The following is a 20739-nucleotide window of genomic DNA, read 5'->3' as shown; positions in this document are numbered from 1 at the left end:
AGGTATCAAGGAGACACAAGATGATTGCTCTTCGCCTTCGCCGTCTTGCACACGTGTCGATCGCAGCCGCGCTGGTTGCCGGCTCGCTCTGCTGTGCCGCCGTCGACGCCGCCACGCTCAACGTCAATGTATCGGCGCGCGGTAATCAACGCTCGACATGGCAAGACGCGTTCGACAAGTTCAAAAAAGCCAATCCCGATGTCGATCTCAAAGTGACCTACATTACCGAAGAAGCGTACAAGGTGCAGATGAGCGGCTGGCTCGCCACCGATCCGCCTGACGTCGTCTCGTGGCACGACGGCGAGCGCATGGCGTATTACGCGCAACGCGGGTTGCTCGAAGACCTGTCGCCGGATTGGAGCAAGAACGGCTGGACGCAGCAGTATGCGTCGGTGAAAGAAGCGTCGACGTATAAGGGCAAGCAGTATGCGGCGCCGCTCGGCTACGACGCATACGGTTTCTTCTATCGCAAGGACCTGTTCGAGAAAGCCGGCATCAAGAGCGAGCCGAAGACGTGGGATGAATTCCTCGACGCCTGCAAGAAGCTGAAAGCCAGTGGCGTCGCGCCGATCGCCGTGGCCGCGCGCGATAGCTGGACGCTCGCCGCCTGGTTCGACTATCTCGATCTGCGCATCAACGGCAATGGCTTCCACCAGCAATTGATGGCCGGCGAAATTCCGTACACCGACGCGCGCGTGAAAAAGGTCTATGCCGCGTGGAAAACGCTGATCGACGATCGCTACTTCATCGACAACGCGCTCTCCTACGACCTCGATTCGATCGCGCCGTTTCTCGTGAACGGCAAGGCGTCGATGATGCTGATGGGCACGTTCTTCTCCGCGAGCATCCCGGCGAACCTCAAACCGCAAACCGGCTTCTTCCGTTTCCCGGTGATCGACGCCAACGTGCCGATGGCCGAAGACGGTCCGGTCAATGTGCTGCTGATTCCCGCGAAAGCGAAGAACAAGGCCGATGCGCGCAAACTGCTCGCCTTCATGGAACAGCCGCAGATCAACGCCGATCTCGCGAAGGGTTGGGGCCAACTGCCGTCGAACAGCCAGTCGGCGGAACCCGAAGACGCGATTTCCAAGGTCGGCTTCCAGACGCTCGCCAATACTAAAGGCGGCATCGCGCAGTTCTACGATCGCGACATGCAAAAGGAAATGGCTGACGAAGGCATGAAAGCGATGCAGCAGTTTTATAGCGATCCGTCGCAACTCGACGCTGTGCTCGTGCGCCTCGAAGCGACCCGCAAGCGCATCTACCAGAAGTAAAGAAGTCAGCCCTGGAGCGCCGGCGGCGTAGCAACGGCCGGCGCTCGTCTTCGATTCGCCTTCGCTTTTCAACGAGGCCCGATCCATGTCTCATTCCGCAGCGCGCCGCTTGCCCGCGGCTTCGCACCGTCACGTCTCGACGACGCGCCGTCATCAGCACCGCGCCGCGTTTTTCTTCCTGTTGCCGGGTTGCGCGTTGTTTTGCCTGTGTGTCGTGTATCCGATCATCAGCAGCATTTCACTCAGTTTTTATCACTGGGACGGCATGACGCCGAAAACCTTCGCGGGTTTCGATAACTACGTCGAGCTGTTCCATGCCGACACGTTTTACACGGCTCTGAAAAACAACCTCATCTGGCTCGCGCTGTTCCTGCTCGCGCCGCCGCTCGGCCTGCTGTTCGCGTTGTATCTGAACCAGCATATCCGTGGCATGCGCGTCGTGAAGTCGCTGTTCTTCGCGCCGTTCGTGCTCTCCGGCGTGGTGGTCGGTCTCGTGTTCAGCTGGTTCTACGACCCGGGCTTCGGCTTGCTGCGTTTGATCGTCGGTCACGGCATTCCGGTGCTCGGCGATCCGCACACGGTGACGTTCGGCATCGTCTTCGCCGCACTGTGGCCGCAAACGCCGTTCTGCATGGTGCTGTATCTCACAGGCCTTACCGGCATCAATCCGGAAGTGGTCGAGGCGGCGCGCATGGAAGGCGCCAAGGGCGTGAAGCTGCTGTGGCATGTAATCCTGCCGCAGTTGCGGCCGGCCACCTTCATGGCCGTGGTGCTGACGGTGATCGGCGCGCTGCGCAGCTTCGACCTGATTGCGGTGATGAGCGGCGGCGGTCCGTTCGACAGTTCCACCGTGCTCGCTTATTACATGTACGACCAGGCCATCAAGTACTACCGCGAAGGCTATTCCGCGGCGATTGCCGTCGTGCTGTTCGCCATCATGCTCGTCTACATCGTGTTCCATTTGCGCCGCATGCTGCGCGAAGAACGGTGATCTCCAGGAGTTACGCGTCATGTATCCGCTTCCCGTCGAACGCTGGAAACCGCTTAACCGAAGGCTCTATAAAGCGTCGCTGCCCGTCGCGCTGCTGATATGGCTGCTGCCGATGCTGGCCGCGCTCGTCACGTCGATTCGCTCTTCCGACGAGCTCTCGCAAGGCGACTACTGGGGTTGGCCGAAACACTTCGCGCTGATCGAAAACTATGGCGCCGCGCTGACGCAAACGCCGATGCTGCATTACTTCGCCAACAGCGTGCTGATCACGGTGCCTTCGGTGATCGGCGCGATTGTGCTGGCATCGATGGCGGGTTTTGCTTTAGCCACCTATCGGTTTCCAGGCAATACAGCCGTGTTGTTCGCGTTCGTCGCGGGCAATTTCGTGCCGATCCAGATTCTGATGATCCCGGTGCGCGACATGGCGTTGAAGGTCGGACTCTTCAACAGCGTGTGGGCGCTGGTGATTTTCCATGTGTCGTTTCAGACCGGCTTTTGCACGCTCTTTCTGCGCAATTTCATCAAGCAGTTGCCGTTCGAAATGATCGAGGCCGCGCGCGTGGAAGGCGCGAGCGAATGGACCATCTACCTGCGTATCGTGCTGCCGCTGATCCGTCCCGCGCTCGCCGCGCTCGGCATTCTGGTGTTCACCTTCGTGTGGAACGACTACTTCTGGGCACTATGCCTCACGCAAGGCGACGACGCCGCGCCCATCACCGTGGGCGTCGCGGCGCTCAAGGGCCAGTGGACGACCGCATGGAATCTGGTCGCAGCGGGCTCGGTGCTGGCCGCGCTGCCTTCCGTGCTGATGTTCTTCGCGATGCAGAAGCATTTCGTCGCCGGTCTGACTTTCGGCGCAAGCAAGGGCTGAGCGCCTGTTCGACGTCATCTAACAACGAGACTTTCTCATGCAACTTGGTGTCTGTTACTACCCGGAACAATGGCCGCGCACGATGTGGGCCGACGACGCGAAACGTATGGTCGAGCTCGGCATCACGCATGTGCGGATTGCCGAATTCGCGTGGAGCCGGATGGAACCGCGCGCCGGCGAATTCGAGTGGGAATGGCTCGATGAAGCAGTCGCCACGCTGGCGGCTGCGGGCCTGAAGCTCGTGCTCGGTACGCCGAGCGCGTCGCCGCCGAAGTGGCTGATCGACGCATATCCCGAAGTATTGCCGGTGCGCGCCGACGGTACGCGCTGGAATTTCGGGTCACGCCGTCACTACGATATATCCAGCGAAACCTATCGGCGCGAGTGCGTGCGATTCGTCACGGCGATGGCGCAGCGCTACGGACGTCATCCTTCCATCGTCGCGTGGCAGACCGATAACGAACTCGGCTGTCACGATACCGTGCCCAGCTATTCGCCTGCGGCGCTCGCGCACTTTCATCAGTGGCTGCGGCGCCGCTACGAAACCGTCGAGGCGCTCAACGATGCGTGGGGCAACGTGTTCTGGAGCATGGAGTATCCGTCGTTCGAGGCGATCGGCTTGCCGAACCTCACGCCCACCGACGCCAATCCGATTCATCTGCTCGACTTCCGCCGCTTCGTGTCGGACGAGGTGGCGAGTTTTCATCGCGAGCAGATCGATGTGTTGCGCGAGCATGCGCCCACTGCGGATTTGCTGCACAACTTCATGGGCTTTTTCACGACCTTCGATCACTACCGCTTCGCCAGGGACAATGCGCTCGATGTCGCCGCGTGGGACAGCTATCCGATCGCGCGCACCGAATCGATCGCGCTGCCCGATGAGCAGAAAGCGCGTTATGCGCGCACCGCGCATCCCGACGTTTCCGCGTTCGACCACGACCGCTATCGGGCGATCGGCGGCGGCCGTTTCTGGGTGATGGAGCAGCAAGCCGGTCCGGTCAACTGGGCGCCGTGGAATCCGGTGCCGGCGAAAGGCATGGTCCGGTTGTGGGCGTACGAGGCCTTCGCGCATGGCGCGGAACTGGTGTCGTATTTCCGCTGGCGTCAGTGTCCGTATGCGCAGGAGCAGATGCATTCGGGGCTCAATCTACCGAACAACGAACTGTCGCCAGGCGGCCTCGAGGTGCAGCAGGCGGCGCGCGAGATTGCCGCTTGTGCCGCGCTATCGGAACTCAAAGCGCCGTCGCGCGCGACTGTTGCGCTCGTATTCGACTATGAGACGCAATGGATGTTCGAGATTCAGCGTCATGGCAAGACCTTCGATTATCAGACGCTGGCGTTCGACTACTACGAGTCGTTGCGCGAACTCGGGCTCGACGTGGATATCGTGTCGAGCCGCGCGGATCTGACGGGCTATGCGTTAGTGGTCGTCCCGAGCATCGCCGTGATCGACGACGCGCTGGTGCATCAGATCGAGCGAAGTCAGGCGCAATGGGTTTTCGGCCCGCGCAGCGGCTCGAAAACCGACAGCTTCGCCATTCCGTCCACGCTGCCGCCCGGCGCCTTGCAACGCGTTCTGCCGATGCAAGTGCTCGAAGTCGAAACGCTGCGGCCCACGCTGGCGCCCGCAGTGTCCATCGACGGTACGGACGGTGTGGCGGTGCATTGGCGCGAGCACGTGCGGGCCAATGGCGGCACGCATGTCGACGCGCAATTCGACGACACATGGCCGGCGATTCTCTCGCACGGCAGGGTTCGCTATGTGGCGGGCTGGTTGTCGCATGCGTTGCATCGCACGGTATTGCGGCAGGCGGCGCACGAGGCCGGGATCGAGACGCAGCTATTGGCGGAAGGCTTGCGCATTCGGCGGCGCGGCGATTTGACCTTTGCGTTCAATTTCGGCGCGGAGCCTGTGCATGCACCGTCGCCGGCTGACGCGACGTTCGTGCTCGGCAATGCGCTGCTGAGAACGGGCGACGTTTGTGCGTGGAAGGGCGCTTGAACCTGGGACCAGGCGGCCTTCAAAAGAGCCGCCCATCAATTGACGGAGGATGACAGATGAACAGAAGAGAAATGCTCGGCTGGCTCGCGTCTACCGCGGCCGCCGCCGGTGTCGGTGCAACGCGCGGCGCGCCGGCGCTGGCTGCGGAACTGCAAGCTTCAGGTCGCAGCAGTCGCTTTGCAAAAGGCGCGGACATATCGACGCTGCTCGAACTGGAGGCAAACGGCGCGAAGTTCTATGAGCACGGCGTGCCGCACGACTGTCTGCTGCTGTTGAGAAGCCACGGCATCGATTCGATTCGTATCAAGGTCTGGAACGATCCTGGCAATCCGAACTTTTTCCCGGCCGATCAAAGTCCCGCGGCCGGTTATAACAATGCCGAACATGTGCGCGTGCTCGCGCGCCGCGCCGCCGCGCTCGGCATGCGCGTTCTGATCGACTTCCATTACAGCGACTGGTGGGCGGATCCGGGCAAGCAGTATCCGCCGCACGCGTGGGCCGGCAAGGACATCGTGCAGACCTGCGCGTTGCTGTCGGAGTACACGTCGAATGTGCTGAACATGCTCAAGCGCGACGGCGTGCATCCCGAGTGGGTGCAGGTGGGCAACGAGATCACGGGCGGCATGCTATGGCCGCTTGGCAAGTACGATCAGTGGGACAACCTGGCGCAATTGCTGAAGGCGGGGCACGATGCGGTCAAATCGGTTGATGAACGCATCAAGGTCATGCTGCATCTCGATAGCGGCGGCAACAACGCGACGAGCCGCTGGTGGTTCGACAGCGCGACCCAGCGCGGCGTCACGTTCGATGTGATCGGTCTGTCCTACTACCCGCAGTGGCAAGGCTCGCTAAGCGACCTGCAGAACAACGCGAGCGATCTCGCGACGCGCTACGACAAGGACGTGATGGTCGTCGAGACGGCGTACCCGTGGACCACCAGCGACGGCGATTCCGAACCGAACTCGATGACCAACGTGGGGACCGCGACTTACCCGCAGACGCCGGCAGGACAGGCACAGTTTCTCGGCGCGCTGACGGACGTCGTCAAGGCGATACCGGACGGCCACGGCAAAGGCGTGTTCTGGTGGGAGCCCGAATGGATTCCGACGCCGAACGTCGGATGGAAAGTCGGCGCCGGCGATCAGTGGGACAACAACACGTTGTTCGATTTCCACGGCAACGTGCTGACGTCGCTGGATGCGTTTCGGAAACGCTAGCGGCAAGAGCCAGGCGCCAACGGCGAGGGCAGGCGCTACTGCCTGGGCGTCTGCGCCTTACGATTCGCGCAATCCGACGTGAACGCCATGCTGGCCTGATCCGGCGTCATGCGCGGCACGTCCGGGCTGTAGATCTTCTCGATGATGGCGTTGACCGCCTGCCGGTCAGCCGCATCGTTGTAATACTTGGCCGCCTGCTCGAGCGCTTGCGCCCTGGTCTTTTTGTGCGCGCGCCAGGAGGCGACCTGTCCGGCGATATCGCCGATCGCAAAGCATTGATCGCTGACGGTTTGCGCAACGGCTTGAACGGCCGGCTGCGCGAGGCACGCCGCAAGCAGCGCGGATACGACTACGCGTTTCATTCCCTGAATCCTGTGGTAGATGGGCACGGGTCAACAAGCGCGTAGTTTATCGGGAAAGTCACGAACCCTTCACTGTCAGGGACAACAGCTTTATGCCGAATCCGGCCTCAGAATCGCGTGCAACCGGCCGTTCAGGCTCGGGGGAGCTAATCGACTCATGATTTGGGTCGATTAGGTACGCATTCGACTCACCCGCTCAATGCCCGAACGACTCCGCCTTCGGCGCACCCACGTTCGCCACATGCGGCCGCGCCGCCTGCTTGATCAGCAACGCCACGCACGAAATCAGACCCGCCACCGCGATCATGGCGAAGATGCCCGCGAATGAAAAGTGGCGACGCGTCAGTTCGGCCACGAGGAACGAGCCGGCAATCCCGCCGAAGCGCCCAATGCCCAGCATCCACGCCACGCCCGTGCCGCGGCCTTCGGTCGGGTAGAACGCGGCGGCGAGCGCGGGCATCGACGATTGCGCGGTATTCATCAGCACGCCCGCGACGAACACGATGAACACCAGCGCGCCCACATTGCCCACTGCCTGACCGATGAAGTACACGCTCACGGCCGTCAACGCATAACAGGCCGCGATGATCCGGTTCGCGTTGAAGCGGTCCATCAGCACGCCGCACAGCACGGCGCCCACGCCGCCAAGCGGGAACAGCGCGGAAATCAGTGTCGCGCGTTGCGGCGTGAGTCCGGCGTCCTTCAGCAGGATCGGCATCCAGTTGATCGACGCGTAGAAGATCACGAGACCCATGAAATAGGTGATCCACAGCATCACCGAACCGATGATGTACGAGCGCGACAGCACTACCGCCGCACCCTTGCCGCCGGTTTGCGGCGCCGTTTCGGTCATGATGAAGCTGCCCGCTTGCGCGGCTTCGCTCGAAATGCGCGCGAGCGCCGCGCGAATCCGTTCGACCGGCTTGTTATTGGCCACCATGTAGCGCACCGATTCCGGCATCTTGATCGCCAGCACGATCAGAAGCAGAAGCGGCGTGATGCCGCCGAGCAGCAGCACGCTGCGCCAGCCGAAATGCGGAATCATCCACGCAGCGAGGAACCCGCCGAACGCGGCGCCGAGCGGAAAGCCGCAGAACATTAGGTTGATCACCGTCGCGCGGCGGCGGTCCGGGCAGTATTCGCCCATCATCGTCACGGCGTTCGGCATGGCCGCGCCGAGACCGACGCCGGTGATGAAGCGCAGTGTCGTCAGTTGTTCGATGCTGGTCGAGAAGGCGGAGCCGAGGCACGCCACGCCGAACAGCAGCACCGAGCCGAGCAGCAAGGAACGTCGCCCGAGCCGGTCGGACAGCGGTCCCGAGCCGAGCGCGCCGCAGGCGAGGCCGAACAGCGCCGCGCTCAGCACGGGCGCGAGCGCCGGTCTGGTGATGCCCCATTCAGCGATCAACGAAGGCGCAATGAAGCCAATCGCGGCCGTGTCGAAACCGTCCAGCAGGACGATGATGAAACACATGGAGAACACGAGCCATTGGAACGGCGAAAAGGGATGTTCGTTGATAAATGCTTGAACGTTCACAGCCGTGCTGCGGTTCATGATGGTCTCCTCACTGCCGGATAAGCAAAGGCTCGCGGGAACGAGCCTTTTCTTTTTATACGATCGGACGCCGTTTTAGAAGCCGTGCGACGCCCATGCCGCGGCGAACCAGTTACGCCGCAGGGACGGCAAGTAATAGTTGCAACGCGTAAATGTTCATAATAAGAACGTAGATTCTATCTGCGAACGAAGCTGAATTGTAAGTAGGACGACAACATCGGAGCAACGCGGGATTACCCGACGCTGTCGCGGACGTGCATGGGAAGGCGGGGAGCGCTGGGAGGCGGCGCGACTGACCCGAATGGTCGAGGCGCGCGCAGGGAGGGGGCAAGAGAGGGGGCGGAGCGCCGGCCTTATCGGTTTCGCGCGGTGCAGGCCGCCGCTCGGTGCAACTTATGACGCGGCGTTCAGAAGATGACGTAGACCTTGCGCATCGTCTCCTCGACTTCCCAGAGCCCTTCTGTATTAGCTTCGAAAAAGAGCGTATCGCCGCTCTGAAAGTGAATGGTCTCTTCGTTATCGGGCGTGAAGCGTCCGCGTCCCGCAATGAAGTGCATCACCTCGGCCTGCTTGATCGAGCGGCGGTAGGTGCCGGCGGTGCATTCGAAGATGCCGGTATCGACGGCTTCGCTGCCCTTGATAACGCGTTGCACGCCCGACACCTGAATTGGCGCCGTGCCGGGCAATCCCACCTTGCCCCAGTCTTCGAGATTCTGCAGATTCACGCTTTGCTTGAGCTGCTGTACCTTCATCTTCACGTTACCTTTTGAGTGTGCACGGGCCGCTTTATTGGCCGCTGGCTTGGGTGTTCGTCACGGTCTGCTCGATCTTGCCTAACCGGACGACGGTCACGCCGGGCCGCAGTTGCCGCAGCGAAGGCATGACGAGCATGCAGTTGTCGTAGGGCGTGGTGACCGGCTCGCCGTTGGACCAGCCGATCACGGCGCCGGCCTCGGCGAAGATCTCGAGACCCGTGTACGGCGCCGCAAAACGAAAATCCATGCTGGTGGCCACCACCGGCTGCGTCACGCGGACGATGTGCTGTACCGGCGGCAGCGGAGCAAGCCAACCTTCCGGCAGGTCCGCTTCGTCGATCACGCCGGCGAGCAGCAGGAAGCGCGCGGTGGTGTCGCGCGCGACCGCAACCGCGCTCTGTTCCCAATGCTGCCCGCATTCGATCAGCAGCGCGTTCTTCGAACTGGCCGCATCGCCGAAACCTTCGTAGTCGCGCATGCGGCGGCCTTCCGGATGGCCTTCGTCGCAGATCACGGTGGCCGGCGTGCCGAGCCGCACGGCGAGATCGATGCCTTTTTGCAGCGGTCCCGCCACGATCAGCGGCTTGCTCTTCTCGTGCATGGAATGCAGATCGAGCAGGGCGTCGACAGCGTCGATCACCGGCCGCATCGCGCGCGCGCGTTCCAGTTCACTGGACGTGCGTGAGGTGTCGTCGAGCATCGCGGCGGTCCACACGCGGTTGAAGTCCTGATCGACGAAGCGGGCCGCATCCGGCTGCGCGGGATCGAAACTCCGATAAGCGTCGACGTTGGCGAACGCCAGCGTGAGACGCCCGCGCCGCGGCCGCAACTCACGGCGCAGCAATTCGTCGACGACGATCGCGCCGCACACTTCATTACCGTGCGTCAGCGCGTTGATCATTACGTGCGGACCCGGCGCGCCCGAATCGAACGTATGCACGTAAGCGATGCCGGACGCCGATTGTTCGTGCGCCGAGATATCGGGGAATTCGACTTCGATGGGGTAGGCTTCCATGCTCATGCGAGTTGTCCTGGCAGAAAGTGAACGAAAGACTCAGGCGAGTTTTGCCGCAATCGCCTGGCCGACTTCGGTGGTGTTCGCCTTGCCGCCGAGGTCGCCGGTATGCGGGCCTTCCACCAGCGTTGCTTCAATGGCGGCGAGGATCGCGTCGTGCGCCTCGCGCTCCTTGCCCTCGTGATTGCCGAGGAAATCGAGCATCATCGCGGCCGACCAGATCATCGCGATCGGATTGGCAATGTTCTTGCCGGCGATGTCCGGCGCCGAGCCGTGCACCGGTTCGAACAGTGAAGGAAACTTGCGGTCCGGATTCAGATTGCCCGACGGCGCGAGACCGATCGTGCCGGTGCAGGCGGGGCCGAGGTCCGACAGGATGTCGCCGAACAGATTGGTGGCCACCACCACGTCGAAGCGATCCGGGTTCAGCACGAAGCGCGCGCACAGAATGTCGATGTGCTGCTTGTCCCACGTCACGTCCGGATACTGCTCCGCGATGCCGGCCGCAACCTTGTCCCACCACGGCATGCTGATCGCGATGCCGTTGCTCTTGGTGGCAACGGTGATCTTCTTGCGCTCGCGCCGCTGCGCGAGGTCGAATGCGAACTTCAGCACGCGCTCGCTGCCGTGCCGCGTGAAGACGGATTCCTGCAGCACGAATTCGCGCTCCGTGCCTTCGAACATCACGCCGCCCACCGACGAGTACTCGCCCTCGGTGTTTTCACGCACGATCCAGAAGTCGATGTCGCCCGCGCTGCGGCCGGCGAGCGGCGAAGGCACGCCGGCGAAGAGGCGCGCCGGGCGCAGATTGATGTACTGGTCGAATTCGCGGCGGAACTTGAGCAGCGACCCCCACAGGGAGATATGGTCGGGCACGGTGTCGGGCCAGCCGACCGCGCCGAACAGGATCGCGTCGGCCGATTGCAGTTGCGCTTTCCAGTCGTCCGGCATCATCTTGCCGTGCTTCGCGTAGTACTCGCAGCTCGCCCATTCAATGTGCTGATACTCCAGCTCGATGCCGAAGCGCGTTTTCACCGCCTCCAGCACGCGGATGGCTTCCGGCATGACTTCAACGCCGATGCCGTCGCCGGGAATGACTGCGATCCGATATTTCTTCGACATGTTGTGCTCCTCCGCTTGGGTTCTGTTGGGGCTTCTGGACGATTCGATAACGGCTATTTTATTCCCGCTGTTTGAGACTAAAATAGTCGCTTTAGTTAAGCCACTGTGCACGATTCGTGTACAAACTCAGGTGCGAGCAATCGACCCATGAACGCCGTCCCCTCACCCGATCTCGGCGATTTGCGCGTGTTCTGCGAAGTAGCGCGCAAGTCCAGTTTCAGCGCGGCGGCGGAAGCCTTGTCGGTGTCCGCGGCGTATGTCAGCAAACGCATCAACGTGCTCGAGACTACGCTCGGTACGCGTTTATTGCACCGTTCCACGCGCCGCGTCGCGATCACGGAAGCCGGTGAGCGCGTCTACACGTGGGCCGAAAAGATTCTCGACGATGTCGATCAGCTCGTGGAAGACGTCTCCACCACGCGCCGCATTCCCGGCGGCAAGCTGCGTATTTCCAGCAGCTTCGGCTTTGGCCGGCGCTTCGTCGCGCCCGCGCTCGCGCGCTTTTCCGAGCGCTATCCGCAACTGAGCGTGCGGCTTGATCTGTTCGACCGCCTCGTCGATGTCGGCGGCGAGGGCTTCGACCTGGACGTGCGGATCGGCGACGAGATCGCTCCGCATCTGATCGCGCGGCGGCTCGCGTCGAATCATCGCGTGTTGTGCGCGTCGCCCGATTACATCGCGCGGCATGGCGCGCCGCGCCAGCTTGCCGAGCTGTCCTCGCATGCGTGTCTCGCGATCAAGGAACGCGACCATCCGTTTGGTCTGTGGCGTTTGACGGTGCGCGGCGAGCCCGTGTCGATCAAGGTCACCGGACCGTTGTCGACCAATCACGGGGAAGTGGCGGTAGAGTGGGCGCTGGCCGGACGCGGCATCGTGCTGCGTTCCATGTGGGACGTGCGGCCGCTGCTCGAAAGCGGTCAGTTGCGGCAGGTGTTGCCCGAGGTCACGCAACCGGCGAACCTGTGGGCGGTGTATCCGGCGCGCCTCGCACAGTCGGCGAAGGTGCGCGTCTGCGTGGACTTTCTGAGCGAGGAATTCGCGCAAGGCAATGCGCCGGGCGACGATGCGGCCGGCGCGAACATGGCCGGCGTTGCCGAACGTTGAATACTGCACGCTGAACGACGGCAAGATCCGGCCGGTCACAACAAAGCAATGCCTAGTGATGATTCTGCGAGAAAAGCGTTTCGAGCGGGTAATGGCTCTTCACGAACGGCGACTTGATGATCACGTAGCTGAAGTACTTCTCGATGCCGATATCGCGTTCCAGTAGCCCTTCCACGATGCTCTGGTAGTGGCTCACGCTGCGCGTGACGAACTTCAGCAGATAGTCGTAACCGCCGCTTGCCAGATGGCACTCGACAATCTCGTCGACGTCGCGAATCGCATTCACGAACTTGATGAAGTCTTCCCGCCGATGATCGGCGAGCGTGACTTCGGTGAACACGATCTGCACGTCGCCGAGCTTTTCGAGCTGGATCTGCGCACCGTAGCCGATGATGTAGCCGGCTTTCTCCAGACGCTTGACGCGGATCAGGCAAGGACTGGGCGACAGCCCGACCGCGTCGGCAAGCTCGACGTTGGTTATGCGGCCTTTCTTCTGCAACTGGGAAAGTATGCGCAGGTCAATCCGGTCTAGCTTGCAGTCGCTGCTCATCGTAACGTTGTCGCTCCGGCGATCGTGGTGGGGGCTGGGATGGCCCTCTACTCTAGCATGCAGTGGCATGAGTTTTGACCTTCAACGCGGCGCGCACATCGGCTTGTGCGAGAACGTCGTCGAGGGTCTTTTCGAGCCGTTCGAACATCAGATCGAACTCGGCCTCGGTGTACGAAAGCGCCGGTGCGAAGCCGAGGATGTTGTCGCCGAACGCACGGAAAATCAGGCGGTTTTCATACGCGGCGGCGGCGATCCGGTCGGACAGTTTCAACGCCGGGTCGAAGCCCGCCTTGCTGTCTTTGTCGGCGACGAGTTCGAGCGCGCCCAGCAGGCCGCGATGCCGCGAGTCGCCCACCAGCGGATGCGCGAGCAGTGCATCGAGGCCGCGCGCGAAACGCGGCGCACGCGCCACACCGTTCGCGAGCAGGCCGCCTTCGTGATAGAGGCGCAGCACTTCGAGGCCAATCGCCGCGCTCACCGGATGCGCCGAATACGTATGGCCATGGCCGACCACGGCTTCGGCGTCGCCGTCCGCGATGCCCTGATAGATTTCGTCCGACATCAGCACGGCGCCCATCGGCGCATAGCCCGCCGTCAGGCCTTTGGCGACCGTCATCAGATCCGGTTCGACGTTTTCACCCTGGCAGGCAAACAGCGGACCCGTGCGGCCGAAACCGGTGATGACTTCATCGGCGACGAACAGAATGCCCAGCTTGCGGCAACTTTCACGCATGGCCTTGAGCCAGCCGACCGGCGGTACGATCACACCGCCCGAGCCCTGGATCGGTTCGCAGAAGAACGCGGCGACGTTGTCGGCGCCGAGCTCGGCCACCTTTGCTTCGAGCGCTGCGACCGAGGCGGCGGTCAGCGCGGCGTCGTCGGCGAAATCGCTGCGGTAGGCGTACGGCGACGGCAGATGATGCTGGTTCGGCAGCGGCAGATCGAAGTTGCGATGGAACGCGGGCAGAGCGGTAAGACCGGCACCGGTCGTCGACGAGCCGTGATAGCCGCGTTGCAGCGCAATGATGTGCTTCTTCGACGGCCGCCCCGTGGCGTTGAAGTAATGCGTGATGAAACGCAGCGCCGAATCGACCGCGTCGGACCCGCCGAGTGTGAAGTACACATGTTGCAGCGAAGCGGGCGACACTTCGACCAGCTTCTGCGCGAGTTCGATAGCCGGTTCCGAGCCGAAATGGAAATAGCCGGTCGCGTAGGGCAGTTTCTGCATCTGCGCGGCAGCGGCGTCGACAATGCTCTGCTGGCCGTAGCCCACGTTCACGCACCAGAGTCCGGAAAACGCGTCGAGCAATTCGTTGCCGGCCGCGTCGCGCAGAAACGCGCCGTTGGCGGATTCGAGGACGGTGACGCCGCGTGCTTCGTGCGCGCGGTAGTTGATGACCGGGTGAATCAGATGCTTGCGGTCGGCTTCGATGAGCGATTGAATCGGCATGATGGGTATCTCGTCGCGGAAGGGGCTGTTGACCGTTCCATACTACTGATCAGCGGCGATCGCCCGCTTACCTAAACAATTGCCTGAAAAGCTCGCACGACGCGTTTTGATGCGCTGTCTTGGCATTTTCTGCTGCGGACGCTGAAAAGCACCACCGCGCGGGCGTTTCATGCGGTACTGCCCTCAATAGCCTTGTGCGCGGTCGATCTGACCGACCATCGGCACGCCTTCACGATGCCGGCGCAGATTCTCCAGCACGACTTCAACGGCGGTTTCGGGCCGCGTCGCGCTGGCGATATGCGGCGTGATGCGCACGCGTGGATGTGTCCACAACGCATGACCAGCGGGCAATGGCTCGGGATCGGTCACGTCGAGAATGGCGCTGTGCAACTGGCCGCTCTCGAGCGCCGCCAGCAGATCCTGCTGATTCAGATGCGGACCGCGACCGGGTTGAATCAGCGACGCGCCGCGCGGCAGCTTCGCGAACAACGCCGCGTCGAGCAGCCCGCGCGTGGCGGGCGTGAGCGGCAGCAGGCAGATCAGGATATCGGTGCGCGCGAGAAACGCATCCAGCGCGTCTTCGCCCGCATAACAGGTCACGCCTTCTATCTCGCGGCCCGAACGGCTCCATCCCGCACAGTCGAAGCCGAACAACCGCAGCCGCTCCAGCACGGCCGTGCCCAACACACCTAGCCCGAGCACGCCCACGCGGCGTTGACTCGCCGGTTTGAGCGGCAACTCGCGCCAGACTTGCTGCTGTTGCTGAAGGCCGTAGTCGAACAGATCGCGATGAATCGTCAGCACGGCCTGCGTGACGTACTCGACCATGCCTTCGACGATTCCCGGCTCGATCATGCGCACCACGGGCACATGCTCCGGCACGCCCGACAGATCGAACTGATCGATTCCCGCGCCGACCGAGAACACGACCTCCAGATTAGGGAAGGTGCGCGTGGGATCTTCGGGCGGCTGCCAGGCGGCGAGATAACGGATCGCGGCCGGGTCGCCGAGATCGGGCCAGATATGGAACGGCAGCTCAGGCGCTTTCTGCGCGAAGAGTTTCGCCCACTGCGCGCCGCGCGCCGGATCGGCTTTATAGAGGAAGGCCATGTCGGTCAGAAGATTGCCTGGTTGATGATGCCGTATTGCAGGTAATGCGAGTCCTGGCCGGCGCTCGCGGGCTCGCCCGGCGTGGCGTTGCGGACCATTCTGACGACCGTGTCCACGCGCGGCAAACCCAACTCTTCCAGCCACTCCGTGAGACCGCTATCGCTGGGCGTATCGACGCGGACGAACACGCCCTCGTTCAGCGCGAGCCAGTGGCTGATGAGCGCCTTGGCACGGCTCGAGTCCTCCGAGGCGGCCGCGACCACCGGACCGATCGCAAAGCCGCGGCCGAAGCGGCGGAACAGCGCGAAGCCGATCAGTTCGCCATCGCGGTCGAGCGCGATGCCATCGGCGGTGTCAAGCAGCGCGGGCAAGACTTCGCCGCGATCCAGACCGCTGGCCCGCGACGCCAGTTCGACCAGGCGCGCCGTATCGCTCGAACCGAGCGGGCGCAAGCGCTCGCCCGGCGGCAGCGATACGAGCGGCGGCTGAAACGCCGCGCCCTGATGCTGGTCGAGCGTGCCCGCGGCACGAAAGCCGAGCTTTTCATAAAGCGGCTGGCCGGCGGTGGTGGCGTGCAGGAACGTAACCCGGCCGCCCAGTTCTTCCAGCACCAGTTCCATCAGCTTTCTGCCGATGCCGCGCCCCTGGCTTTGCGGCGACACGATCACCATGCCGAGCGAGGCGCGCTGCGCGCCGTATTTCCAGCATAGGGCCGTGCCGATCACGCCGCTCGCGTCTTCCGCGACGAAACCCACGCCCAGCTGGAGGACGAATCTCCAGTCGTCCGCGCGATGCGGCCATTTGAGTTCGACCGTCAACGCGTGCGCGGCGGGAATGTCGTCGAGGGTGAAGCGTCTATAGGTAATCGAATCGGACACGCCGTACTCCCTGATTGACTGAAGGCTTACGCCGTCACTGTGTCATCCGGTGCGCGGTGTGACTAGGACGATCTTTTTATCGAGGCCCACGGACAGGGCCGCATCGAAATTCAATGCAAAACGCCAGGTCTGGGTGCGCATTACAGGTAACTTCTGCTGCGAGGCGAATTTTGTCGACGACATATGTCAGGCCCGCGGCTCTACGATTTTGTCATGGCGCAAGCATTCACGAAACGCACCGCGCGGACCACCGGCCAGTCACCCAGGAAACCTTGCTCATGGACAGCTTCAATCCGGACGACGTCGAGCAAAGTCTTGCCGAACCGCTGGCCGAGCGCATCGGCAAGACCTTCGCCGGGTTGAAGCCGGGCGCGACGCTGCGCTTCGGCGGCGGCAAGAATCTCGGCCGCCACGCTTACGAGGCCAGCCTGCGGTTCGAAAGCGTGCTGATCGAGCGGCGCGTCTGAACGCGCGATGCACGCCTCGCGCGCCGGCCGCAAATCCAGGCGGGATAAGGCTTTCAGCCCGAACACCGCATTCTGTGCTGTCAGCGGCGTTAAAACGCAATGTTTGTGTCACCAGCAGCGCACTAATCAGGAACATCTATGTTTTTGCGCTGATTAAATCTTTAACAGGAATTGAGGTTTAGTCGACCGGCTTGCGCGCTTTGACGCGTTGCTCCGGTCTCACGCAAAGCGGTTTCCGCCAATGAACTCCGACAGCGGGTTCACCATCACGATAGGACTGCACCATGATCGAATTCGAACCGAAATACATCACCTTCGACTGCTACGGCACGCTGACGAAATTCCACATGGCCGACATGACGCGCGAACAGTACGGCCACTTGCTGAGCGGTGAAGACCTCGAAAAGCTCGTCGCGTTTTACGCGGGCTATCGTCGCGATGAAGTGCTCGGTGCATGGAAACCGTATCGCGACGTAGTAGTGAATGCGCTGCGCCGCGCGTGCAAGCGCGTGAACGTCGAATTCAACGAAGCGGGCGCGCAGAGCATCTATGAAGCCGTGCCGACCTGGGGCCCGCATCCGGACGTGCCGGAAGGCGTCGCTCGTCTGGCGAAGAAGTACAAGCTGGTGATTCTCTCGAACGCTTCGAACGACCAGATCCAGAGCAACGTCGACAAGCTCGGCGCGCCGTTCCACAAGGTGTTTACCGCCCAGCAGGCGCAGTCGTACAAGCCGCGCATGCAAGGCTTCGAATACATGTTCGACCAGCTCAACTGCAATCCGGAAGACGTGTTGCACGTATCGTCGAGCCTGCGCTACGACCTGATGACCGCGCACGACATGGGCATCAAGCACAAGGTCTTCGTCAGCCGCGGCCACGAACCGTCCACGCCGTATTACCAGTACTACGAGGTCCAGGACATTCCGCATCTGGCTTCGGAACTCGGCCTGTAAGCGCCGGTTTTTCACGCTCATTGCCCATCTCAAGGACAGACCGGATGAAGCTCGATTCCTACTGGCTCGACACCGCACCGCCCCTGCTTTCGGCGTGCGAGGGTCCGGTCGACGGCCAGACCGACGTGGTGGTGATCGGCGGCGGCTTCACCGGGCTGTCGGCGGCGCAGGCGCTGGGCAAGCGCGGCGCCGCGGTGACCGTGCTCGACGCCGGCCGCATCGGCGGCGGCGCGTCCGGGCGCAACGGCGGGCAGGTCAATACCGGTGTCGCGCAGGACTTCGTCGCGCTGGTCGCGCAACTCGGTGTGGAGCGCGCGAGCGCCTGCTACCGCGCGTTTTCAGATGCGGTCGATACGGTCGAGCGGCTGATCCGCGAGGAAAACATCGACTGCAACTACATCGCGACCGGCAAGCTGAAACTGGCCTCGAAGCCGCATCACCTCGCGCATCTGGAGAAGACCGCGGAAGCGATTCGCCGTGAAGTCGATACGGATATCGAACTAATCGACCGCAGCCGTATTCGCAGCGAAATCCAGTCCGACAGTTTTCACGGCGGGCTGCTGCAACGCCACGGCGGCCAGATGCACATGGGCAAGTTCGCGGTCGGTCTCGCCGAGGCGGCGGTGCGGCGCGGCGCGAAGCTGTACGAGAACGCGGCGGTCACCGCCATCGTGAAAGACGGCAGTGGCTTTCGGATCACCACGGCGCGCGGCGAAGTGCGCGCAAGGCAGGTGCTGATCGCGACAGGTCCGTCGCGGCACGGTCCGTTCGGCTGGTATCGGCGGCGCCTCGCGCCGATCGGTTCGTTCATCGTCGTGACCGAACCCTTGTCGCCCGAGTTGCTGGCGCAAGTGTTTCCCAACCGGCGCGCGTACACGACCACGCGTTTGATGCACAACTACTTCCGCGTGACGCCGGACTCGCGTTTGCTGTTCGGTGGCCGCGCGCGCTTCACGGCGTCCGAACGCCCGTCCGATGCAAAGAGCGGACGCATCCTGCAGGAAGGCCTCGCCGCGATGTTCCCGATGCTCGCGAGCGCGCGCATCGACTATTGCTGGGGCGGTCTGGTGGACATGAGCGCCGACCGTCTGCCGCACGCCGGGCAGCACGACGGCATCTATTTCTCGATGGGCTATAGCGGCCACGGCACGCAGATGTCGACGCACATGGGCCAGGTGATGGCCGACGTGATGGACGGCCACGAGGACCAGAACCCGTGGCGCGAGTCGGAGTGGCCCGCGATTCCCGGGCATACCGGCAAGCCCTGGTTTCTGCCGCTGGTGGGCACGTATTACCGTATCAAAGACATTTTCTACTGATGGTCTCGTTGTTGGATTGACACTTACACCCGGCAGTTAAAAAAACGCAGCCACGCCTGCTCAACCCCATAGCTCTACCTCGCGGAGAAGTTCGATGAATAAGGAAAACTCGCAACATGGCGCTCTTGGTCTCGGCACCGAGTTGGAGCGGTTGACCGCCAAAGGTGCATCGCGGCGCGGCGTGCTGCGCGCGGTGGCTGCAGCCGGGATGATGTCGGTGACAGGCGCCGGCCTTCTGACCGCGAGCGGTGAGGCCCTGGCGCAAGCCACGCCCAAGCAGGGCGGCAAGATCCGCGTGGCAACGCAGTCCGCCTCCGCGGCCGATACGCTCGACCCCGCGAAGGGCGCGCTCGGCACAGACTACGTGCGCGGCTTCATGTTCTACAACTGCCTGACCGAACTCGACTCGCATCTCGGCGCGAAGATGTCGCTGGCGACCTCGCTCGATACGAAAGACGCCACCGTCTGGGTCGTCAAACTGCGCAATGGCGTGCAGTTCCACGACGGCAAGGCGCTCGCGCCGGCCGACGTGGTCTATTCGATCATGCGCCACAAGGATCCGGCCACCGCTTCGAAAGCGAAGACGCTGGCCGATCAGATCAAGGAAGTGAAGGCCACGGGCCCGAACGAAGTGACCATCACGCTGGAAGGTCCGAACGCCGATCTGCCGGTGATCCTTGCCACCTCGCATTTCCAGATCATCAAGGACGGCACCAAGGATTTCAAAACGGCGATCGGCACTGGCCCGTTCAAGGTCAAGGAATTTTCGCCGGGCGTGCGCACGGTCGGCGTGAAGAACGAGAAGTACTGGAAGCCGGGCATGCCGCACCTCGATGAAATCGAGCTGATCGGCATTGGCGACGAGTCGGCTCGCGTGAACGCGCTGCTCTCGGGCGACGTGCAACTGATCAACTCGGTGAGCCCGCGTTCGACCGCCCAGATCAAGGGCGCCGGCGGTTACTCCGTGCTGGAGACGAAAACGGGCCTGTACACCGACCTGGTGGTCCGCGACGAAGGCGGCATTACCGGCAACGACGATTTTCGGCGAGGCATGATGTACCTGCAGGACCGCGAGCAGATGCGCCGCGCGATCTTCCAGGGTTACGGCACGATCGGCAACGATCAGCCGATCGATCCGACCAACAAGTACTACCTGGCCGGCTTGCCGCAGCGCGCCTTCGACCCGGACAAGGCGAAGTTCCATTTCCAGAAGGCCAAGGTGGGCAGCGCGCCGATCCAGATTTTCGCGTCGCCGGCGGCCGAAGGCTCGGTTGAAATGGCGATGTTCCTTCAGCAGGTCGCGCCGCAAGCGGGTCTGAATCTGCAGGTGTCGCGCGTGCCGGCCGACGGCTACTGGTCGAACCACTGGATGAAGCATCCGTTGGGTTTCGGCAATGTCAACGCGCGGCCGAGCGCCGACGTGATCTTCACGCAGTTCTACAAGTCGGATGCACCGTGGAACGAAGCGAACTGGAAGAGCCCGAAGTTCGACCAGTTGCTGGTCCAGGCGCGTGGCGAACCGGACGACGTCAAGCGCAAGAAGATCTACGGCGACATGCAGGTGCTGGTGCATGAAACGGGCGGCACCGGCATTCCGCTGTTCCAGAGTTCGCTCGACGCGTACACGAACAAGCTCAAGGGTCTCGGTTCGATTCCGCTCGCCGGATTGATGGGCTTCATGTTCGCGGAAAACGTCTGGCTCGAAACCTGAGCCCGACTCAGGGCACGCCCTGCAACACGCGCG

The 20739-nt window shown here is 62.6% G+C and carries 19 protein-coding genes; 10 read left to right on the top strand and 9 right to left on the bottom strand.

What is annotated here, in order from left to right:
- The first annotated feature begins 20 nt into the window (after nucleotides 1–20).
- The 5 genes from B0G81_RS15350 (at nucleotide 21) to B0G81_RS15330 (ending at nucleotide 6355) form a co-directional block, all read left to right on the top strand.
- Entirely contained in the window at nucleotides 21–1274 is a 1254-nt protein-coding gene (locus tag B0G81_RS15350) for an ABC transporter substrate-binding protein (RefSeq protein ID WP_134137003.1), read from the top strand.
- A gap of 85 nt (nucleotides 1275–1359) precedes the next feature.
- Entirely contained in the window at nucleotides 1360–2265 is a 906-nt protein-coding gene (locus B0G81_RS15345; RefSeq protein ID WP_134136999.1) for a sugar ABC transporter permease, read from the top strand.
- A 19-nt stretch (nucleotides 2266–2284) separates the two neighbouring features.
- Nucleotides 2285–3136, top strand: coding sequence for a carbohydrate ABC transporter permease (locus B0G81_RS15340; RefSeq protein WP_134136996.1), 852 nt, complete (start codon nucleotides 2285–2287; stop codon nucleotides 3134–3136).
- Nucleotides 3137–3173: 37 nt separating this feature from the next.
- A complete protein-coding gene (locus B0G81_RS15335; protein WP_134136991.1) occupies nucleotides 3174–5138 on the top strand; it encodes a beta-galactosidase in 1965 nt (654 codons plus the stop codon).
- 56 nt (nucleotides 5139–5194) lie between these two features.
- On the top strand, nucleotides 5195–6355 hold the full coding sequence (locus B0G81_RS15330) for an arabinogalactan endo-1,4-beta-galactosidase (RefSeq protein ID WP_134136989.1): 1161 nt from the start codon (nucleotides 5195–5197) through the stop codon (nucleotides 6353–6355).
- Nucleotides 6356–6390: 35 nt separating this feature from the next.
- Here B0G81_RS15330 and B0G81_RS15325 read toward each other — a convergent pair whose 3' ends face one another.
- From B0G81_RS15325 to B0G81_RS15305, 5 genes are all read right to left on the bottom strand, one after another.
- Nucleotides 6391–6717, bottom strand: coding sequence for a hypothetical protein (locus B0G81_RS15325; RefSeq protein ID WP_116122084.1), 327 nt, complete (start codon nucleotides 6715–6717; stop codon nucleotides 6391–6393).
- Nucleotides 6718–6913: 196 nt separating this feature from the next.
- A complete protein-coding gene (locus tag B0G81_RS15320; protein WP_116122083.1) occupies nucleotides 6914–8272 on the bottom strand; it encodes an MFS transporter in 1359 nt (452 codons plus the stop codon).
- 407 nt (nucleotides 8273–8679) lie between these two features.
- Entirely contained in the window at nucleotides 8680–9024 is a 345-nt protein-coding gene (locus tag B0G81_RS15315) for a cupin domain-containing protein (protein ID WP_134136985.1), read from the bottom strand.
- 34 nt (nucleotides 9025–9058) lie between these two features.
- Entirely contained in the window at nucleotides 9059–10048 is a 990-nt protein-coding gene (locus tag B0G81_RS15310; protein ID WP_134136982.1) for a succinylglutamate desuccinylase/aspartoacylase family protein, read from the bottom strand.
- A gap of 33 nt (nucleotides 10049–10081) precedes the next feature.
- Nucleotides 10082–11164, bottom strand: a complete 1083-nt coding sequence (locus B0G81_RS15305) for a tartrate dehydrogenase (protein WP_116122081.1) — start codon at nucleotides 11162–11164, stop codon at nucleotides 10082–10084.
- A 147-nt stretch (nucleotides 11165–11311) separates the two neighbouring features.
- Here B0G81_RS15305 and B0G81_RS15300 point away from each other — a divergent pair, with 147 nt between their 5' ends.
- Nucleotides 11312–12268 (top strand): LysR substrate-binding domain-containing protein, encoded by a 957-nt coding sequence (locus tag B0G81_RS15300; protein WP_116122080.1) that lies wholly within the window; start codon nucleotides 11312–11314, stop codon nucleotides 12266–12268.
- A gap of 52 nt (nucleotides 12269–12320) precedes the next feature.
- On the opposite strand, the gene B0G81_RS15295 is transcribed toward B0G81_RS15300, so the two are convergent.
- The 4 genes from B0G81_RS15295 to B0G81_RS15280 all read right to left on the bottom strand — a co-directional run bounded on the left by B0G81_RS15295 (nucleotide 12321) and on the right by B0G81_RS15280 (nucleotide 16256).
- The gene (locus B0G81_RS15295; protein WP_011491802.1) at nucleotides 12321–12818 is read right to left on the bottom strand and encodes a winged helix-turn-helix transcriptional regulator; all 498 of its coding nucleotides are present in this window, start codon (nucleotides 12816–12818) and stop codon (nucleotides 12321–12323) included.
- Nucleotides 12819–12870: 52 nt separating this feature from the next.
- On the bottom strand, nucleotides 12871–14268 hold the full coding sequence (locus B0G81_RS15290) for an aspartate aminotransferase family protein (RefSeq protein ID WP_134136978.1): 1398 nt from the start codon (nucleotides 14266–14268) through the stop codon (nucleotides 12871–12873).
- 183 nt (nucleotides 14269–14451) lie between these two features.
- On the bottom strand, nucleotides 14452–15378 hold the full coding sequence (locus B0G81_RS15285; protein ID WP_134136976.1) for a glyoxylate/hydroxypyruvate reductase A: 927 nt from the start codon (nucleotides 15376–15378) through the stop codon (nucleotides 14452–14454).
- A gap of 5 nt (nucleotides 15379–15383) precedes the next feature.
- A complete protein-coding gene (locus tag B0G81_RS15280; protein WP_116122077.1) occupies nucleotides 15384–16256 on the bottom strand; it encodes a GNAT family N-acetyltransferase in 873 nt (290 codons plus the stop codon).
- 278 nt (nucleotides 16257–16534) lie between these two features.
- Here B0G81_RS15280 and B0G81_RS15275 point away from each other — a divergent pair, with 278 nt between their 5' ends.
- From B0G81_RS15275 to B0G81_RS15260, 4 genes are all read left to right on the top strand, one after another.
- Complete coding sequence (locus B0G81_RS15275; RefSeq protein ID WP_134136974.1) at nucleotides 16535–16723, top strand: hypothetical protein; 189 nt, start codon at nucleotides 16535–16537, stop codon at nucleotides 16721–16723.
- Nucleotides 16724–17007: 284 nt separating this feature from the next.
- Nucleotides 17008–17676, top strand: coding sequence for a haloacid dehalogenase type II (locus tag B0G81_RS15270; RefSeq protein WP_134136970.1), 669 nt, complete (start codon nucleotides 17008–17010; stop codon nucleotides 17674–17676).
- Between the two features lie 44 nt (nucleotides 17677–17720).
- Nucleotides 17721–18995 (top strand): FAD-binding oxidoreductase, encoded by a 1275-nt coding sequence (locus tag B0G81_RS15265; protein ID WP_121309969.1) that lies wholly within the window; start codon nucleotides 17721–17723, stop codon nucleotides 18993–18995.
- A 94-nt stretch (nucleotides 18996–19089) separates the two neighbouring features.
- On the top strand, nucleotides 19090–20706 hold the full coding sequence (locus tag B0G81_RS15260) for an ABC transporter substrate-binding protein (protein ID WP_134136967.1): 1617 nt from the start codon (nucleotides 19090–19092) through the stop codon (nucleotides 20704–20706).
- Nucleotides 20707–20739: the final 33 nt, after the last annotated feature.

It is taken from the genome of Paraburkholderia sp. BL6665CI2N2 (genome assembly GCF_004366535.1).
Classification (GTDB): Bacteria; Pseudomonadota; Gammaproteobacteria; order Burkholderiales; family Burkholderiaceae; genus Paraburkholderia.
The sequence above is the reverse complement of the archived record's forward strand: the minus strand, read 5'-3'. Positions and strand labels throughout refer to the sequence as shown.

Coding starts and splice junctions, on each gene's coding strand:
- B0G81_RS15325 (WP_116122084.1), bottom strand. CDS start 6,717: ATGAAACGCGTAGTCGTATCCGCGCTGCTTGCGGCGTGCCTCGCGCAG.
- B0G81_RS15290 (WP_134136978.1), bottom strand. CDS start 14,268: ATGCCGATTCAATCGCTCATCGAAGCCGACCGCAAGCATCTGATTCAC.
- B0G81_RS15265 (WP_121309969.1), top strand. CDS start 17,721: ATGAAGCTCGATTCCTACTGGCTCGACACCGCACCGCCCCTGCTTTCG.
- B0G81_RS15350 (WP_134137003.1), top strand. CDS start 21: ATGATTGCTCTTCGCCTTCGCCGTCTTGCACACGTGTCGATCGCAGCC.
- B0G81_RS15310 (WP_134136982.1), bottom strand. CDS start 10,048: ATGAGCATGGAAGCCTACCCCATCGAAGTCGAATTCCCCGATATCTCG.
- B0G81_RS15285 (WP_134136976.1), bottom strand. CDS start 15,378: ATGGCCTTCCTCTATAAAGCCGATCCGGCGCGCGGCGCGCAGTGGGCG.
- B0G81_RS15330 (WP_134136989.1), top strand. CDS start 5,195: ATGAACAGAAGAGAAATGCTCGGCTGGCTCGCGTCTACCGCGGCCGCC.
- B0G81_RS15340 (WP_134136996.1), top strand. CDS start 2,285: ATGTATCCGCTTCCCGTCGAACGCTGGAAACCGCTTAACCGAAGGCTC.
- B0G81_RS15320 (WP_116122083.1), bottom strand. CDS start 8,272: ATGAACCGCAGCACGGCTGTGAACGTTCAAGCATTTATCAACGAACAT.
- B0G81_RS15315 (WP_134136985.1), bottom strand. CDS start 9,024: ATGAAGGTACAGCAGCTCAAGCAAAGCGTGAATCTGCAGAATCTCGAA.
- B0G81_RS15305 (WP_116122081.1), bottom strand. CDS start 11,164: ATGTCGAAGAAATATCGGATCGCAGTCATTCCCGGCGACGGCATCGGC.
- B0G81_RS15335 (WP_134136991.1), top strand. CDS start 3,174: ATGCAACTTGGTGTCTGTTACTACCCGGAACAATGGCCGCGCACGATG.
- B0G81_RS15300 (WP_116122080.1), top strand. CDS start 11,312: ATGAACGCCGTCCCCTCACCCGATCTCGGCGATTTGCGCGTGTTCTGC.
- B0G81_RS15270 (WP_134136970.1), top strand. CDS start 17,008: ATGATCGAATTCGAACCGAAATACATCACCTTCGACTGCTACGGCACG.
- B0G81_RS15260 (WP_134136967.1), top strand. CDS start 19,090: ATGAATAAGGAAAACTCGCAACATGGCGCTCTTGGTCTCGGCACCGAG.
- B0G81_RS15295 (WP_011491802.1), bottom strand. CDS start 12,818: ATGAGCAGCGACTGCAAGCTAGACCGGATTGACCTGCGCATACTTTCC.
- B0G81_RS15345 (WP_134136999.1), top strand. CDS start 1,360: ATGTCTCATTCCGCAGCGCGCCGCTTGCCCGCGGCTTCGCACCGTCAC.
- B0G81_RS15275 (WP_134136974.1), top strand. CDS start 16,535: ATGGACAGCTTCAATCCGGACGACGTCGAGCAAAGTCTTGCCGAACCG.